Source organism: Butyricicoccus sp. AM32-19, assembly GCF_003480365.1.
Classification (GTDB): domain Bacteria; phylum Bacillota; class Clostridia; order Oscillospirales; family Butyricicoccaceae; genus Agathobaculum; species Agathobaculum butyriciproducens.
Map to the genome: position 1 here is coordinate 218,412 of NZ_QUIX01000001.1, position 17,708 is coordinate 236,119.

Below are 17,708 nucleotides of genomic sequence, written 5' to 3' on the forward strand. Positions count from 1 at the left end.
TTTTGCAGCAAACTTGCGCTTGCTTATTTAGAACCGCCGGTTGCGGTTACTGCCTTGTCTGTCGGTACGGAAACCGCCTTTTCGGTGGTTTTCGCAACTGCCTTGGTTCCGGTGCGTGCCACCGCTTTTTCGGTGGTTTTCGCAACTGCCTTGGTGCCGGTGCGTGCCACCGCCTTTTCAGTGGTCTTTGCAACGGATTTGGAGCCGGTCTTGGCTACGGCCTTCTCGGTTGTGCGGGCAACGGCCTTGGTGCCGGATTTCGCAACCGCCTTAGTCGAGCGGGTGCGCTTTACCGGTTTCTTGGCAGCCGCGGCTTTTGCGGCCTCGATCTCTGCCTTGGTGCGGCGCTTGGCTCTTGCCTTGCCCTTGAGGAACAGCACGCCGAAGCGCGGAATCTTCAGAACAATGGACTGTTCCTGACCGTGCATGGGCTTGTTTTCGGTCTTGAGCTTGCCGTTTGCCATGCCGCTGCCGCCGAACTCGGTCTTGTCCGAGGTGAATATCTCTTCATAAGTGCCGGTGATCGGAACGCCGATGCGGTATTCCTGCTGCTCCTCCGGAGAGAAGTTGACAACGACTACGATATCCGAGCCGTCCTTCGCCATACGGCGGAAGGCGATGATATTGTTGCGGTTGTCCTCATGGCTGATCCACTCAAAGCCGCGCCAGTCGGTATCCTGCTCCCACAGTTGCGGAGTAGCAAGGTAGAAGTGATTGAGCGCCTTGACGTACGCCTGCATCTGGCGGTGCGCCGGATAATCCAGCAGCATCCAGTCCAGTCCGCGCTGGTACGCCCATTCGGAGAATTGTGCAAACTCGCCGCCCATGAACAGCATCTTCTTGCCCGGGTGTGCGGCCATGTAGCCGTACAGCGCGCGCAGACCGCCGAACTGATTTTCATACGGAGGCGGCATCTTGCTGATGAGCGAGCACTTGCCGTGCACGACCTCATCGTGCGAGAGCGGCAGGATGTAGTTTTCGGAAAAGGCGTACATGAACGAGAAGGTGATCTTGTCGTGCATGTCCTTGCGGAAGAACGGGTCCGCCGAGCAGTAGCACAGCATGTCGTTCATCCAGCCCATGTTCCACTTGAAGTTGAAGCCCAGACCGCCGTCGTAACCCGGCTTGGTCACCATCGGCCATGCGGTGGACTCCTCGGCGATCATCATAACGTCCGGATGATCGGTCAGGATGTACTCGTTGAGCAGCCGCAGGAAGTCAACGGCCTCGAGGTTCTCACGGCCGCCGTGGACGTTCGGCCGCCATTCGCCCTGCCGGTTGTAGTCCAGATACAGCATGGAAGCGACCGCGTCCACACGCAGGCCGTCCATGTGGAATTTCTCGATCCAGAACATCGCGGAGGAGAACAGCAGGTTTCTCGTGGAGACCTTGCCGTAGTCGAATACGCGCGTGCCCCATTCCTTGTGCTCCATCTTGAGCGGATCGGCGTATTCGTACAGGTGCGAGCCGTCAAACTCGACCAGTCCGCAGCCGTCCTTCGGGAAGTGCGCCGGAACCCAGTCCATGATAATGCCCAGACCGGCCTGATGCGCCTTGTCGATCAGGTACATCAGATCCTTCGGCGTGCCGTAGCGGCTGGTGGCGGCAAAGTAGCCGATTACCTGATAGCCCCACGAGCCGTCGAACGGATACTCGGTCAGCGGCATAAACTCGATGTGGGTGTAGCCCATTTCCTTGACATACGGCACAAGCTCGTCCGCCAGCTGGCGGTAGGAGTAGAAGTTGCCGTCCTCGTGCATCTTCCACGAGCCGAGGTGGCATTCGTAGATGTTGACCGGATTGGAATACGGCAGGTGCTTTTTACGCCAGTCCAGCCACGAGGCGTCGCCCCATTCGTAGCCGTCGAGGTCATACGCCTTGGTGGCGTTGCCCGGACGGGTCTCAAAATGGAAGCCATACGGGTCGGACTTGTCAAACACATCGCCGGACTTGGCCCATACACTATACTTGTATGCGGCATATTCCGGAATATTCGGAATAAATTTCTCCCAGATACCCTGTTCATCGCGCGTCATATAATCGGCGTCGCGATTCCAGTCGTTGAACTCACCCATGACGGAAACTTTTTCGGCCTCCGGTGCATAAACACGGAACAGATAACCCTGTTCACCATCCTGCACGAAAGGGTGGGCTCCCATGTAATCGAACGCGCGACAATCCCGGCCGGAATAGAAAAGCTCGCTTCGCTTTTCCGCGGCGGGTGCTGCGGATTTTTTCTTCATACAGCATCTCTCCCTTTACAGCCGCCAAATGAAGGAAAATACGAATATTTTCCAACAGTTTGTGTACTTCGACAGAATTTTGGCGGAATACCCTCACTTTAGTTAGATATAGTATACATCACATAAATAGAAAAGTCCAGCAATTTAGCACAATTACTGGACTTTCTTTACAGAAATTTTGTTTGCTTTCCACATCATTTGAGTGGAAATGACAAAATAACGTACAATTCGATATAAATTTGTTCAGAAAATGTGACGGCGGATGAGATCGAGCGCCGTAGAAGCGGCCTGCATGCGCACACGGTCGCGGCCGAGCGAGGACTGCATTTTGCGGGTAAAGAACTTGCCGTCGTACCAAACGCTGATATAGACCAGACCGGTCGGCTTGTCCTCGGTGCCGCCGCCCGGGCCGGCAATGCCGGTGATGCCGACGCCGATGTCCGAGCCAAGCGCATTTGCAACGCCGACAGCCATCTGCTCTGCGGTTTCGGGAGATACCGCGCCGACCGTGTCGAGGGTCTCCTTCTTCACGCCGAGCACCTTCTCCTTGACGCTGTTGCTGTACGAGCACACACCGCCGAGGTAGTAATCGGATGCGCCCGGGATGTCGGTCAGACGCTTGGACAGCAGACCGCCGGTGCAGCTTTCGGCCACCGCGAGGGTCAGCTTGCGCTCGCACAGGCCGTCGCCGACTACCTGCTCGAGAGAGTCAACGTCTACGCCGTAAACGTCGTCGCCGAGCAGCTTCAGGATTTCGTCAACGACCGGATCGAGCATCTTCTCGCATTCTGCTGGGGTGTCCGCCTTGGCGGTAACGCGCGCGAAGCACTCCGAGGTGCGGGCATACGGCGCAATAGTCGGGTTTGCGCTTTTTTCCATCATGTCGTGCAGGATATTCTCCATGTTGCTTTCGCCGAGGCCGAATACGCGGATGTTGCGGGATACGATGCAGCCGCCTGCCAGCTTGTACAGATACGGCATTGCACATTCCTTCCACATCGGGTTGCACTCGCGCGGAGGGCCGGGCAGCATGAGAACGTGCTTGCCGTCGGCTTCAAACGCACAGCCGGGCGCTGTGCCCCACAGGTTGGTGAATACGGTGCAGCCCTCCGGCAGCCATGCCTGCTTTTCGTTGTTCTTGGTCATTTCGCGGCCGATGGTCTTGAAAAAGTCGGTCAGACGGTCCATGGACGGCTGATGCAGTACCATCTTTTTGCCGAAAACGGTTGCCAGCGTCTCCTTGGTCAGATCGTCAAGGGTTGGGCCAAGGCCGCCGGTGGTGATGATGATGTCAGCACGGTCCTTTGCCTCGCGGACTACGCGCTCGAGACGCGCCGGATTGTCACCGACAACGGTCTGGTAGAATACATTGATGCCCAGCTCGGACAGACCCTGCGAGATGAGCTGTGCATCGGTGTTTACGATGTCGCCCAGCAGGATCTCTGTGCCGACTGCGATAAGTTCTGCGTTCAATGGATTTTCCTCCTTTGGAAAAACGTGATAGAGGTTATATTGCAGGGCGGGGTGTCCCCGCCCTGCGGCATAGCGAATACCTGTGCTTACGGCAGATGAATAATCTCCACACCCTTAACCGCCTCGTCCACGAGTGCTTCAACGTCGAGGTGGCTCTCTGCCTCGAGGATCTTCGGCATCTTCGGCTTGGTATTCGGGTGCTTCGGGGTGAATACGGTGCAGCAGTCCTCGTAGGGGAGGATGGAGGTCTCGAAGGTGTCGATCTTACGGGCGATCGTGACAATTTCCTCCTTATCCATGCCGATGCAGGGACGGAATACCGGCAGGTCGCACACCGCGCCGGTAACGGCCATGGCGGGCATGGTCTGGCTGGCAACCTGACCGAGTGACTCACCGGTGATGAGCGCACCGCAGCCGTACTCAACAGCTACGCGCTCGGCAATGCGCATCATAAAGCGGCGCATGATGAGCGTGAACAGCTCCTCGTGGCACTTGTCGCGGATTTCCTCCTGAATGTGGGTGAACGGCACGACCATAACGCTCATGCGGCCGCACCATGCGGTCAGCTTGCGGCCCAGTTCAAGCACCTTCTCCTTGGCGCGCTCGGAGGTGTACGGATAGCTGAAAAAGTGGATGCCGCACAGCTCCAGACCGCGCTTGGCCATCATCCAGCCGGCAACAGGGGAGTCGATGCCGCCGGAGAGCAGCAGCGCTGCACGGCCGTTCGAGCCGATCGGCATGCCGCCCGCACCCGGAACCGGACCGGCATGAACGAATGCGTACTTTTCGCGCATCTCAACGTGCACGGTCAGGTCGGGGTGGTGCATGTCCGGACGAACATCCGGGAACAGATCAGCAAGCTCGCCGCCGACGTGCTGGCTGATCTCTGTCGATGTCATCGGGAATTTCTTGTCGCCGCGCTTGGACTCGACCTTAAACGTCTTTGCCGCGGCAAAGTTGGGCGCAAGGTAGTCCTTTGCGGTCGCAATGACGCTCTCGAGCGTCTTTTCCGGGCAGACCGCTGCGCGGGAGATGGTGGCAAAGCCGAACACACGGCTTGCGCACTCCATAACCGCATCTGCGTCCGCGTCGTCCGGAATCTCCACATAAACGACCGACTGGCGCATGGTGATCTCGCAGTCTGCAACGTGCGCCATGCGGCGCTTGAGGTTTTTCAGCAGACGATCCTCAAAGGTTTTGCGGTTGAGTCCCTTGAGGACGATCTCACCGCACTTGAGCAGTAATACTTCTTTCATTTATTGTCTCCTTGATGGTAAATTTATTTGTTTGCACTGATGATTTCCTTCTCCTCGGCGGTCATCAGGCTGTCGCGGTCGGCGCTGTCCGAGCCGAACTCCAAGCGGGTCTTGACGTAATCATCATCCGGCAGGTTGAACACCTGTGCCAGATAGTTTAAGTAAACGTCCGCCATGATTTCCAGTTTGCCGTAATCGGTCTCCCACGGTACGAGCGACTGCGTGCCGACGCTGACCGTGCCGTCCTCCCGGCGGCCAATTTTGACCGGCAGACTGCATTCCTCCGCACGCTTTTCGGCAGTGTCCGGCAGGCTGTCGTAAATGCCCTCCATCCAGAAGCGGCATTTGCCGTCATATACGGCGAGCTTGTGCTCCGAGCTGTCCGGTTTGGTGATGGTTTTGTATTCCATATAGATTAAACTCCTTGTTTTTGTTCCTCGTCAATGGTTCCGCGAAAATAAGAAACAAGAACACCGTATTTTTCGCCATCCTTGTTTGCGGAAAAGGCGTAACAGTCGGACTTGTCAGCCGGTTCAGGCGCAGTAAAGTAGAGAGCCTCGCTGTCCCGACCGTCTTTATACGCGGTATTGTTATTGGGATTGACTTTGTAGTAAACACAGTTTGTGTAGCCTGCCTGCTCAACGATATTCTGCGCCTGTGATGCGGTAATCGGGTGGGTAATCAGCAGAAATGCGCCGGTAACACACAGAGCGACTGCCATAGTAACCGCATAGGCAGTGGAATTTTGCTCTCGATATCTTAGCTCGATAATGCTCAATGTAGCCCAAAGCGGCAGGAAAATCCAGTTGTCGAGAGAATATGGTTCCGTGAACAGTATGTACGGAATGGTGCAGAGGATACCGCAGAATATCAGCTGACAAAGCCGTGTAACGATATGATTAGGCGGAAACCATGGTTCTCGTTCCTCGCCTGTGCGCCCTGCGGCTGATGCAATAAAAACAGCGCAGGTAGCGCCAACCAGCACAGGATTGTCCAGCAGCATCCGGCCGTACACGAAGAAGTGCAGACCGAAAATCACGGCCGTGCAGATACAGCAGATACCGGCGTTCATAATATGTTTTTTACTCATAACCCTACCTCCTCGCAATAATTCCTAATTACGAATTAGCTTATCTGCGGAACATTTTCGCGCCCTTTTTGACCGCTGCCACAAAAGCATCCACATCTTCCTTTGTGTTGAACGGTGCAAACGACACGCGCAGTGCGCTGTCCGTGCGCGCTTTCGGCAGACCGAGCGCCTTGAGCACACCGCTCTGCTTGCCCTTGGAGCAGGCCGAACCGCTGGAAATGTAAACCTCGTCCCCCTCGAGTACATGCAGCATGACCTCGCTCTTGCAGCCGGGCATGGAAAGATTGACCACATGCGGGATATCGCCTTCGCCGTTGATCACAGCGTCCGGCAGCTCGGCGCTGACCTGCTGCTTGAGGTAGTCGGCCAGCTCCTGCACATGGGCGTAATCCTCGTCGAAATGCGCCATGCGAATCTCGCACGCCTTGGCAAATGCTGCGATATTCGGCACGGCTTCGGTGCCCGGACGCATGCCGCGCTCCTGACCGCCGCCGAAGGTCAGCGGCGGCAGGCGCAGGCCCTTTTTCACATACAGCGCACCGATGCCCTTGGGTGCGCCGATTTTGTGGCCGGAAACGCTCATCAGGTCGCAGTTCCATTTTTTCGGCGTCAGGCGTACGCGGCAAAGACCCTGTACGGCATCAATATGGAACAGCGCCTTGGGTGCCTTGGCCTTGAGCAGCTTTCCGAGCTGTTCGACCGGCTGTACCGTGCCGATCTCGTTGTTGACCAGCTGGCAGGAGAGAAGAATGGTGTCCTCGGTCAGTGCTTCGCTCAGCACCTCGGGCGTGATGTGACCGGTTGCGTCCGGTGCAAGGAAAACTACGTCGAAGCCGTCCGCAGCAAGCTGCTTTGCGGTGTTGACGGTTGCCGCGTGCTCGATCTCGGTCGTGATGATGCGGCCCTTTTTATGTCGGTTGAGGTGAGCGGCACCGCGCAGGCTGATGTTGGTGCTCTCCGTGCCGCAGGCGGTGAAATATACTTCCTCGGGCAGACAGCCGAGCGCAGACGCGACCGTCCTGCGGCTGTCCTCGAGCAGATGCGAGGCCTCCAGCCCCATGCGGTGCAGGCTGGACGGGTTGCCGAACTCCTCGCACATCGCGTGAACGGCCGCTTCGGCCGCTTCGGGCAGCACGCGGGTCGTCGCCGCGTTATCAAGATAATGCATAGAAAAACGAACTCCTTCATCGGGGCAGACCGCCGTGCGGCCATACTTCCCGCTATTATAAAATATTTTACAACGGCGGGCCGCCTTTTACAAGACAAAAACGTGCAAAACGGCATTGAAAAGTAGAAAAGGGTATGCTATAATTTTAAGGGTATGGCTGTTACCTATTATAAGTATACTGCGTGACAAGAGCACGTTGCAGATAGAAAGGGAGGAAATCCTAATGCCAGGTAAGGTAATTCTCGGCGCCCAGTGGGGCGACGAAGGCAAGGGTAAGTTTATTGATATTTTCGCAGGCAAGGCGGATCTGGTTGTCCGCAGCCAGGGCGGCAACAATGCCGGTCACACCGTTGTAGCCGGCGGTGAGAAGTACAAGCTGCAGCTGATTCCGTCCGGCATCCTGTATCCGGAGTGCGTCAACGTCATCGGCCCGGGTGTTGTTGTCAATCCGAAGGCTGTCCTCGGCGAGATCGACGGCCTGCACGAGAAAGGCGTTTCCACCGACAAGCTGTTCATCGATGCACGCTGCCACTGCATCATGCCGTGGCACCTTGAGCTGGATGCGCTCAGCGAGGCAGAGAAGGCCAAGGAAGGCACCGCAATCGGCACCACCAAGAAGGGCATCGGCCCGACCTACATGGACAAGTCCGAGCGCAGCGGAATCCGCATGCACGATTTTGTAGACGCAGAGCGTTTCGAGGAGGTTATCCGCGAGACCTGTGCCCGCAAGAACCGCGTGATCACCGGCGTTTACGGCGGCGAGCCGATCGACGCGGACGCTGTTATCGCAGAGTACAAGGTTTACGCAGACCGTCTGCGTCCGATGGTGCGCGACACCACCGTTATGACCTATGACGCCATCAAGTCCGGCAAGGAAGTGCTGTTCGAGGGTGCGCAGGGCACACTGCTCGACCTCGACATGGGCACCTATCCGTATGTTACCTCGTCTCATCCGGTAGCAGGCGGCTGCTGCATCGGTTCCGGTGTCGGCCCGACTGCCATCAACGAGATCATGGGCATTTTCAAGTCCTACACCACCCGTGTGGGCGAGGGTCCGTTCCCGACCGAGCTGTTCGATGAAACCGGTGACTATATCCGCAATGCAGGCGGCGAGTTCGGTACCGTTACCGGCCGTCCGCGCCGTACCGGCTGGTTCGACGCAGTCGTTGCACGCTATGCGGTTCGTGTAAACGGTCTGACCGACGTTGTTATCAACAAGATCGACCCGCTGCGCGGCCTGCCGAAGCTCAAGGTCTGCGTTGCATACAAGCTGAAGAACGGCGAGACCGTTACCGAGTTCCCGGCAAACTTCATGGATCTGGTAGACTGTGAGCCGGTTTACGAGGAGTTCGACGGCTTTGATGAGGATATCACCAACTGCCGTTCCTTTGAGGAACTGCCGGCAACCGTGCAGTCCTACATCAAGGAGCTGGAGCGTATCATCGAGTGCCCGATCACCATGCTTGGCGTAGGCCCTGCTCGTGATCAGGTTATGACCATCAAATAATTCGTCCGAAACCACGCTTTCGGACGAGAGGGACGTACCGAGCCAATGGCTCGGATACGTCCTATACGGGATTTTGCGCGTCCGCCTTGGCGGGCACACAAAATCCCTTTTTTCTTGTAAAAAAACGCAGGCGCTATCCTTGCGCGGCTATGTCCGCGCTGCGCGCGCATGTCCTGCGTTTTTTTGCATTTGCACGGCAAACGCGATTGAATGCCGCCGTGAAACGGCGGTCGTGCACGGCACGGGACAATGACTCAGATTTCTGAACGAAATCCTGTCATGTAGTTGCGGTTTGCAAGCAAACCGGAATTTTATATGTGCTTTCGTACGAAAAAAGGACGCATATTATGCGTCCTTTTTGGAACGGATTAAATAGCTGCGTTCATTCTCCATTTTCAATTCTCAATTCGGCAATCAGTCGCCCATCGACAGTCCGAGCGCTCTTGCCTGCTTCACCAGTTCGCCATCGGGCGGAACGGTTTTCAGCTTGCCTGCGACCTCGGTCAGCGGAACCGGCACGATATGGTTATCCTGCAGCGCGACCATATAGCCGAATTTTTTCTGCGTGATAAGCTGCGCTGCCGCTACGCCGAACCGGCTGGTCAGCACGCGGTCGGCCGGGCAGGGAGCGCCGCCGCGCTGATAATGGCCCGGAATGGTAACGCGAATCTCCTGCCCGGTCAGCTCCTTGAGTTCGTCCGCAATGCGGTAGGAGATGGACGGATAGGTCATCGCCTCGCGCGCCGCCTTGAATTCCTTTTTGCTCAGCTTCGCCTCGTCTTGACTTATCGCGCCCTCAGCCACTGCAATGATGGAGAATCGTTTGCCCGCCTTGGCACGTTTTTCGATCGCTGCGGCAATCTTCTTTGCGGAGTAGGGAATCTCCGGAATGACGATGACATCCGCGCCGGAGGCAATGCCTGCGTACAGCGTCAGCCAGCCGGCTTTATGTCCCATAACCTCCACGATGAACACACGCGAGTGCGAAAATGCGGTGGAATGGATGGAATCAATAACCGTGGACGCAATATCAATCGCGGACTGAAAACCGAACGTCAGCTCGGTGCCCCACAGATCGTTGTCGATCGTCTTGGGCAGCGTTACTACGTTGACACCCTTCATGCTCAGCAGGTTTGCGGTCTTGTGCGTGCCGTTGCCTCCAAGAATGACCAGACAGTCAAAGCCTGCCTTTTTCACCGTGTGCAGCATTTTATCCAGCTTGGTCTCCTCGCTGTCCTCGATGGTCTTGCGCATTTCCTTGAACGGCTGGCGCGACGTACCGAGAATAGTGCCGCCGACCGTCAGAATATCCGAAAAATCTTCGGGCAGCATTTCGTGGTAATCGCCTTCGATCAAACCGCGGTAGCCGTCCCGAATACCATAGATGGTTACTTTATCTCCCAGTTCGTTATACAGTGTTTTCGCTACACCGCGCAGTGCCGCGTTCAGACCCTGACAGTCGCCGCCGCTGGTCAGCATACCAATCTTCAACATACTCGTCTGCCTCCTGACTCTGTTTTCCGCACTCTATATGTGTACAATGCGCAGTATTATATTTTTACTATACCCTATTTTGTGTAAATTGAAAAGATACTTTACACAGATTCCACGGTTTTTTCACATGGATTTTTTGTGACTTTCGGCAGTTGCATATTGAGCGGCAGATGTGTTATGCTAATGCCAGACAGATTCCCTGCAACTGACGGACACAGGTGGAGCGCAAACCACCGGGGAGCAGGGAGTTCCGTAATCAGATGCACCGTGAAGTGCATCTCAATGCCGACCGTCTGGGCAGTGTCGCAAGCAATACGCGATGCTGTCCTTTTTTGTTGCCATAAAAAGGACAGCAGACAGCACAAACAGGAGGAAAAGAACATGAACGCATGGAACAACTTTAATGGCGGCAACTGGGAAAACGAGATCAACGTCCGCGATTTTATCCAGAAGAATTACACCCCGTATGATGGTGACGGCGCTTTTCTGGCTCCGGCTACCGCACGCACGACTGCGCTGCGTGAGAAGTTCGACGCACTGCTCGCGGAGGAGCGCGAAAAGGGCGGTGTCCGCAATATCGACACCGAGACCGTTATCACCATCACGGCGTTCGGCCCGGGCTATCTCGACAAGGACAACGAGGTAATTGTCGGCCTGCAGACCGATGAGCCGCTCAAGCGTGCATGCAATCCGTTCGGCGGCATGCGTATGATCCGTGATGCGTGCAAGCAGTACGGCTATGAGGTTTCTCCCAAGATTGAGGAGGAGTTCAAGTACCACAAGACCCACAACGACGGCGTATTCTCCGCATATACCAAGGATGTCCGTGAAGCGCGTCACGTTGGTCTGCTGACCGGCCTGCCGGATGCTTACGGCCGCGGCCGCATCATCGGTGACTATCGCCGCGTGGCACTGTACGGCGTGAACCGTCTGATCGCGGAAAAGCAGAAGGACAAGGATGCGCTCGGCAGCGTGCCGACCACCGAGAAGGAAATCCGCTGCGCGGAGGAGCTCTCCGACCAGATCAAGGCACTCAAGGACATGATCGCAATGGCGGCTTCCTACGGCTTTGACATCACCCGTCCGGCGGAGAACGCAAAGGAGGCCGTTCAGTGGCTGTACTTTGGCTATCTTGCCGGCATCAAGGAGCAGAACGGCGCCGCAATGAGCCTTGGCCGCACCTCCACCTTCCTCGATATCTACTTTGAGCGCGATATTGCGGCAGGTCTCATGACCGAGTCCGAGGCGCAGGAGATCATGGACGACTTCGTTCTGCACCTGCGTATGGCGCGCCACCTGCGCACGCCGGAGTACAACGAGCTGTTCGGCGGCGACCCGATGTGGATCACCGAGGCGGTCGGCGGCATCGGTGAGGACGGCCGTCACATGGTTACGAAGAACAGCTACCGCATGCTCAACACCCTGTACAACCTGAACGCTGCCGCAGAGCCGAATCTGACCGTTCTGTGGAGCGAAAACCTGCCGGAGAACTGGAAGAAGTTCATCGCAAAGGTATCCATCGACACGGATGCTCTGCAGTACGAGAATGACGACGTTATGCGTCCGTACTATGGCGATGATTACGCCATCGCGTGCTGCGTATCCGCGATGCGCGTCGGCAAGGACATGCAGTTCTTCGGTGCGCGTGCCAACATCGCCAAGCTGATGATGATGGCGATCAACGGCGGCCGTGACGAGAACAAGTTCGAGCAGGTCGGCCCGGAGATGCCGGTCATGGACGGCGATGTGCTGGATTACGAGGAGGTTCTCCGCCGCATGGACTTCTACCGTCCGTGGCTGGCTAAGACCTACGTTTCCGCGATGAACACCATCCATTACATGCACGACAAGTACGCCTACGAGAAGAGCCAGATGGCGCTGCATGACACTGAGGTGCGCCGCCTGATGGCGTTCGGCATTGCGGGCATGAGCTGCATGGCGGATTCGCTCTCCGCAATCAAGTATGCCAAGGTAAAGCCCATCCGTAATCCGGAGAACGGCATTATCGTGGATTTTGAGATCGAGGGCGATTTCCCGAAGTTCGGCAACGACGACGACCGCGTAGATCAGATCGCGTGTGAGCAGGTCGAGAAGTTCTATCAGGCACTGACGCAGTTCCCGCTGTACCGCGGCGCAATTCATACGCTGTCCATCCTGACCATCACCTCCAACGTAATGTACGGCAAAAAGACCGGCAACACGCCGGACGGCCGCCGTCACGGCGAACCGCTGGCACCGGGCGCAAACCCGATGAGCGGCCGTGATGTTTCCGGCGCACTGGCATCGCTCAACTCGGTTGCAAAGCTGAGCTACACCTACTGCCGCGATGGCATCTCCAACACGTTCTCCATCACGCCGGGTGCACTCGGCAAGACCGATGAGGAGCAGGTGAACAACCTTGTTGCCATCATGGGCGGCTACTTCGCGCAGAACGCGCACCATCTGAACGTAAACGTGCTCAACCGCGAAACCCTCATGGCGGCTTACGAGCATCCGGAGCAGTACCCGAACCTGACCATCCGTGTTTCCGGCTACGCGGTAAACTTCTACAAGCTGAGCCGCGAGCAGCAGCGTGAGGTTATTTCGCGCACGTTCCACGAGGCGATTTAACCTCTAAGGGGGACGCTGTCCCCCTTAGATACCCAACCGGTTCCTTGCGAAACCGTTTGGATAACCCCCTCTCGCCCGCACAGCGGACGAGGACGCGCCGCCGCGGCGCGGGCAGAGGTATGGTTCCGCGTCAAAGCCACGGAGCCATTTATTTTTCCCGAATAGAAAGGAAAGTGGCAATATGATCGGAAACATTCATTCCATTCAGTCCCTCGGCGCGGTGGACGGCCCCGGCGTGCGATACGTCGTATTTATGCAGGGCTGCCCGCTGCGGTGCGTCTATTGCCACAATCCCGATACCTGGCTGACCGAAGGCGGCTCACCGACCGACGTGGACGAGCTGGTCCGCAAGGCTCTCCGGTTTCGTCCGTACTGGAAGAATGGCGGCGGCGTAACCGTCACCGGCGGCGAACCGCTCCTACAGGCCGAATTCGTCGAGGAATTCTTCGCCAAGCTGCATGAGCACGGCGTACACACCGCGCTCGATACCTCCGGCGTGGGCAATCTCTCCAAAGCGGAAAAGGTGCTCGCGCACACAGATTTAGTCCTGTGCGACCTGAAATTCCTCACCAAAGCGGATTATCTCAAGAACTGCCGCGCGGATTTCGACCAGATTGAGCGTTTCCTGCAGCTGACCGCGATGAAAAACGTGCCGCTGTGGATTCGGCATGTGGTCGTGCCCGGTCTGACCGATGGGATGGACCATTTACACCGCGTCAAAGCCAAGGCGGAAAGCTATCCCAACTTTGAAAAGCTGGAGTTTTTGCCGTTCCACAAGCTGTGCATGGAAAAATATGAACGGCTCGGTCTGGAGTTTCCGCTGAAGGACACGCCTGCCATGAACCCGGATGCCCTGAAAACCATGGTCGCACAGCTGTAACACGGTAAAACGGGAATCAAGCGGCAAATTATGAACTTTAGGCAACACCGCGTCTTGTCAGTACGCAAAATTTACTCGCAAATTACTCTTGTTCAATTATGCGGTGTTGCCTTAGAAACAAACCTTTCAAATTCTGTTCAAAATTCGTTCACACATTTTGCGGCAAAGTGCGGTATACTAACATTGTCGATGAGGGAAGCCGCAATCCCGAACGACACAGCCTACTGATTTTTTTTATTTCTCTTTTACCCCCTTTATTTTGTGAAATGACCGAAAACACCCTGTTTCCGTTCCCCCTCGGAGGCAGGGTGTTTTCCTGTACGAAACCGGGTTTTCGGCAGTACACAAACCTTTCAAATTCTGTTCAAAATTCGTTCACACATTTTGAAGCAAAGTGCGGTATACTAACATTGTCGATAAGGGAAGCCGCAATCCTGAATCGATAGTCATCTACAATCTTTTATTTCTCTTTTACCCCCTTTATTTTGTGAAATGATCGAAAATGCCTCGGTTCCGTTTCCCCCACGGAGCCGGGGTGTTTTCCTGCCTCGGAGTATCTTTGAAATGGTTAAGCAGGATACTTGTTTACATTGTAAAAAATATTTCAAGGTCTGTTCATGATTTGTTCACAATTAAAGGGCGCCTGCGCGATATACTATAGGTGTCAGTAAGAGTTACCCCTTTTCTCAAGCTGACAACCTCTTTTCTTTGATTTTATCACCTTTTCTTAAACTCTTTTCATTTGCATCAACGAGAACGCCCTGTTTCCTTCCCCCGGGAAACAGGGCGTTTCTCTTTTGGCTGCCAAACTGCGGTTTGGACGATATGCTGTTTTCTTTTCATATCCTTCACAGCATATTCAAATTTCGTTCACACATTCGGCATAAAAAGACGGTATACTGTACTTGTCAGTGAGGGAGAGCCGCAAATCCCGCATTGACGTCATCCGATTTTTTTTCATTTCTCTTTTTCCCTTTTTTCAATTTGTGTTATTAACCGAAAGCACCGCTGTTTCGTTCCCCCACGAAACAGCGGTGCTTTTCTGTTTTTGGCATTTGTCAATAAATAAGCCGGTGCTATGCTTGCGGAAAACGTTTTTTTAGGGTATACTGTTTTTTAGGCAAGATATATAGGTAAGGAGTTGTTTTTTATGGGTTGCTCGCATAATTGCGATAGCTGCTCGTCTAACTGCGGCGGCGAAAAGAGCCTCAAGGTTGCAGCCAATCCGGCGGCCTCTGTTAAAAAAGTCATCGGCGTTGTTTCCGGCAAGGGCGGCGTAGGCAAGAGCCTGCTCACCTCGATGATGGCGGTCGGCATGACGCGCAAGGGTTATTCCTGCGGTGTGCTGGATGCCGACATCACCGGCCCGTCCATCCCCAAGACCTTCGGCGTACACGGTCAGCTCGAGGGCTGCGAGGAAGGCATTCTTCCGGCACGTAGTGAAGGCGGCGTACAGATGATCTCGATCAATCTGGTGCTGCCGCATGAGGACGATCCGGTTATTTACCGCGGTCCGATCATCGCGGAGACCGTCAAGCAGTTCTGGTCTGACGTTGTATGGGACGACGTAGACTTCCTGTTTGTCGATATGCCTCCCGGAACGGGCGATGTACCGCTGACCGTGTTCCAGTCCCTGCCGGTGGACGGTATCATCGTTGTCACCTCGCCGCAGGATCTGGTCTCCATGATCGTAGGCAAGGCGGTTAAGATGGCGAAGATGATGAACATTCCGGTGCTCGGCATTGTGGAGAACTACAGCTATCTGGCGTGCCCGGACTGCGGCAAGCATATTTCGGTGTTCGGTGAGAGCCATATCGACGAGGTAGCCGCACACTACGAGCTGCCGGTTCTGGCAAAACTGCCGATCGACCCGAAGCTGGCTGCGGCGGTTGACGCAGGCAAGATCGAGGATGCAAAGCTGCCGGACGAGCTTTCCGGTGCGCTTAAGACCGTGGAGGGTCTGTTATGAACATTGGCGTAGCATATGAAAACGGCCGGATCGCCAAGAATCTGGGCGACTGCCGTGAGGTGCTCATTATCACCACCGAGGGCCGGGAACCGGTCGGCAAGCGCATTGCCGGGATTGCCGGCACATCCGCGACCGACCTGATCAAGTTCGCCGGTCTGGAGCAGATCGACGTGCTCATCTGCGGTTCGCTCGGTCTGGCAACGCGCAACGCACTCGAGATGCTCGGCGTGCTGCTCGTGCCCGGCTGCGAAGGCTCGGCGGAGGAATCGGTTGCAAAGTTCCTCGTCGGTGAAAAGCAGGGTGACCCGACCATCCTCGAGATCGGCCGTGAGGAAGATCCGGATGATCCGATGGCATGCATGCACGACTGTGCAAAGTGCTCCGGCTGCGGCCCGAGCGAGCTGCTCAAGCAGATTCCGGTCGAGGAGATCAAGTAAAAAACATAAAAACCACCGATTTTCGGTGGTTTTTATGTTTCCAATGGAGAATTGAAGATGGAGAATGAATGTTCAGATGAAGCGAGTGCCGCTCCTTTTGCGGAAAGGTAATTCTCCATTTTCCATTCTCCATTCTCAATTTGATGAAACTGTGTTATAATCAAATGTATCATTATAATATAAGGAAAGAAGCTATTATGGATACCGAAAATCCGAAAACGGCAATCGAATACATACACTCTCTCGGCAGATTTTCCGGCAAGCCGGGTCTGCACCGCATCAAGGCGCTGTGCGAGGCGCTGGGCAACCCGCAGGACAGGCTGAAGTTTGTTCATCTTGCGGGCACGAACGGCAAGGGCTCGACCGCGTGCATGGTCGCCTCGGCGCTGCAGGCGGCCGGACTGCGCACCGGACTGTATACCTCGCCGTATCTGGTGCAGTTTTACGAGCGCATCCGCGTGGACGGTGTGATGATCTCGGACGACGATCTGACGCGCCTGTGCGAACGAGTAACGGTGGCGTGTGAATCGCTCACACTGCCCGAGGGTGAGACCATCGGCGAGTTTGAGTTCACGACCGCACTGGCATTCCTCTGTTTTGTTGAGCAGGAATGCGACATTGTGGTTCTCGAAACCGGTCTGGGCGGCCGCTGTGACGCGACAAATGTCATCAAAAATGCGGAGGTCTGCGTTATTACGCCGATTTCGCTCGACCATATGGCGGTGCTCGGCAACACAACGGCAGTCATTGCGGCCGAGAAGGCAGGCATTTTCAAGCCGGGCACGGCAGTTGTCTGCGCGGACGGTCAGCCGAACGATGTACAGCGGGTGCTGCGCCGTGCCTGTGATGCGGCGGGTGCTGTCTGGTTTGGCGGAGCGGAGGACTGCCGCGTGCTGCGGTGTGACATCGGCGGTTCGGCGTTCGTGTACGAGGCGCAGGGCTACACCATTGCCATGCCCGGACGGCATCAGCTGCAGAATGCGCGGACGGCTCTGCGGGCGCTGAACGCACTGCGCGAGCGCGGCTGGAACATTCCGACCGAAGCCGCCGTGCGCGGTCTGGCGCGGGCGCGTATCGCAGGCCGGCTGGAACGCGTGGTCGATCAGCCGCTCATCCTGCTCGACGGCGCACACAATGCCGCAGGCGCGGATGCTCTGTGTCACGCGGTGGATGAGCTGCTCAAGATGAAGCGGCTGCACGTTGTGATGGGCATGGTGCGCGACAAGGACTACGAAACCTGTGTTCACGAGGTCGCCAGCCGCGCGGATGACTTTTACGCCTGTGTGCCGGATGCGGGTGAGCGTTCGCTGGATGTACACACGATTGCAGAGCTGGCGCGGCAGTCGTGCAAGCGCGTGTACGAGTGTGAATCCGCCGAGCACGCCATCGAGCTTGCGCTGGAGCATGCGAAGATGAACGACTGCATTCTTATCTGCGGTTCGCTGTACCTCATCGGTGAGTGCGAGAAGATTTTGCGCGGCCGACCGAAAACGACAGATTAAAATGGAATAAACAGGTAAAATAAGGCTTGTACTTTGAAAGTACAAGCCTTTTATTTTTGTGTCAGTTGTTTTCAATAGG

Annotated in this window: 13 protein-coding genes and 1 riboswitch; of the genes, 6 read left to right on the top strand and 7 right to left on the bottom strand. The window is 55.9% G+C overall.

The features are described from left to right. Positions 1 to 23: 23 nt before the first annotated feature. The 6 genes from glgB to DW806_RS01030 form a co-directional block, all read right to left on the bottom strand. Positions 24 to 2,243 (bottom strand): 1,4-alpha-glucan branching protein GlgB, encoded by a 2,220-nt coding sequence (gene glgB, locus DW806_RS01005; RefSeq protein WP_118728832.1) that lies wholly within the window; start codon positions 2,241 to 2,243, stop codon positions 24 to 26. Positions 2,244 to 2,486: 243 nt separating this feature from the next. Next, positions 2,487 to 3,716, bottom strand: a complete 1,230-nt coding sequence (locus DW806_RS01010) for a competence/damage-inducible protein A (RefSeq protein ID WP_118728833.1) — start codon at positions 3,714 to 3,716, stop codon at positions 2,487 to 2,489. Between the two features lie 86 nt (positions 3,717 to 3,802). Then, positions 3,803 to 4,972: a tRNA uracil 4-sulfurtransferase ThiI gene (gene thiI / locus DW806_RS01015; protein WP_110435324.1), complete on the bottom strand. Its 1,170-nt coding sequence runs from the start codon at positions 4,970 to 4,972 to the stop codon at positions 3,803 to 3,805. 23 nt (positions 4,973 to 4,995) lie between these two features. After that, the gene (locus DW806_RS01020; RefSeq protein ID WP_118728834.1) at positions 4,996 to 5,382 is read right to left on the bottom strand and encodes a hypothetical protein; all 387 of its coding nucleotides are present in this window, start codon (positions 5,380 to 5,382) and stop codon (positions 4,996 to 4,998) included. A 5-nt stretch (positions 5,383 to 5,387) separates the two neighbouring features. Further along, a complete protein-coding gene (locus tag DW806_RS01025) occupies positions 5,388 to 6,062 on the bottom strand; it encodes a hypothetical protein (protein WP_118564192.1) in 675 nt (224 codons plus the stop codon). A gap of 40 nt (positions 6,063 to 6,102) precedes the next feature. Continuing rightward, a complete protein-coding gene (locus tag DW806_RS01030) occupies positions 6,103 to 7,230 on the bottom strand; it encodes a cysteine desulfurase family protein (protein WP_118728835.1) in 1,128 nt (375 codons plus the stop codon). A 223-nt stretch (positions 7,231 to 7,453) separates the two neighbouring features. Between DW806_RS01030 and DW806_RS01035 the strand changes: the two genes are divergently transcribed. Beyond that, positions 7,454 to 8,737 carry an adenylosuccinate synthase gene (locus tag DW806_RS01035; RefSeq protein ID WP_110435320.1) on the top strand — a complete coding sequence of 428 codons (1,284 nt, stop codon included), beginning with the start codon at positions 7,454 to 7,456 and terminating at the stop codon, positions 8,735 to 8,737. Positions 8,738 to 9,151: 414 nt separating this feature from the next. Here DW806_RS01035 and DW806_RS01040 read toward each other — a convergent pair whose 3' ends face one another. Next, positions 9,152 to 10,231, bottom strand: a complete 1,080-nt coding sequence (locus DW806_RS01040) for a 6-phosphofructokinase (protein ID WP_117751038.1) — start codon at positions 10,229 to 10,231, stop codon at positions 9,152 to 9,154. A gap of 191 nt (positions 10,232 to 10,422) precedes the next feature. Next, a riboswitch (ZMP/ZTP riboswitch) is annotated at positions 10,423 to 10,537 on the top strand. 75 nt (positions 10,538 to 10,612) lie between these two features. On the opposite strand from DW806_RS01040, the gene pflB reads away from it, so the two are divergent. The 5 genes from pflB (at position 10,613) to DW806_RS01065 (ending at position 17,629) form a co-directional block, all read left to right on the top strand. Further along, positions 10,613 to 12,841, top strand: a complete 2,229-nt coding sequence (pflB, locus tag DW806_RS01045; protein WP_118728836.1) for a formate C-acetyltransferase — start codon at positions 10,613 to 10,615, stop codon at positions 12,839 to 12,841. A gap of 181 nt (positions 12,842 to 13,022) precedes the next feature. Next, positions 13,023 to 13,721, top strand: coding sequence for a pyruvate formate-lyase-activating protein (pflA, locus tag DW806_RS01050; protein WP_118728837.1), 699 nt, complete (start codon positions 13,023 to 13,025; stop codon positions 13,719 to 13,721). Between the two features lie 1,150 nt (positions 13,722 to 14,871). Next, entirely contained in the window at positions 14,872 to 15,690 is an 819-nt protein-coding gene (locus DW806_RS01055) for a P-loop NTPase (RefSeq protein WP_117751035.1), read from the top strand. Continuing rightward, the gene (locus DW806_RS01060; RefSeq protein ID WP_110435316.1) at positions 15,687 to 16,127 is read left to right on the top strand and encodes a NifB/NifX family molybdenum-iron cluster-binding protein; all 441 of its coding nucleotides are present in this window, start codon (positions 15,687 to 15,689) and stop codon (positions 16,125 to 16,127) included. Before DW806_RS01055 ends, DW806_RS01060 begins: the two co-directional genes overlap by 4 nt. 197 nt (positions 16,128 to 16,324) lie before the next feature. Next, positions 16,325 to 17,629 carry a bifunctional folylpolyglutamate synthase/dihydrofolate synthase gene (locus DW806_RS01065; RefSeq protein WP_158578252.1) on the top strand — a complete coding sequence of 435 codons (1,305 nt, stop codon included), beginning with the start codon at positions 16,325 to 16,327 and terminating at the stop codon, positions 17,627 to 17,629. The last annotated feature ends 79 nt before the right edge of the window (positions 17,630 to 17,708 follow it).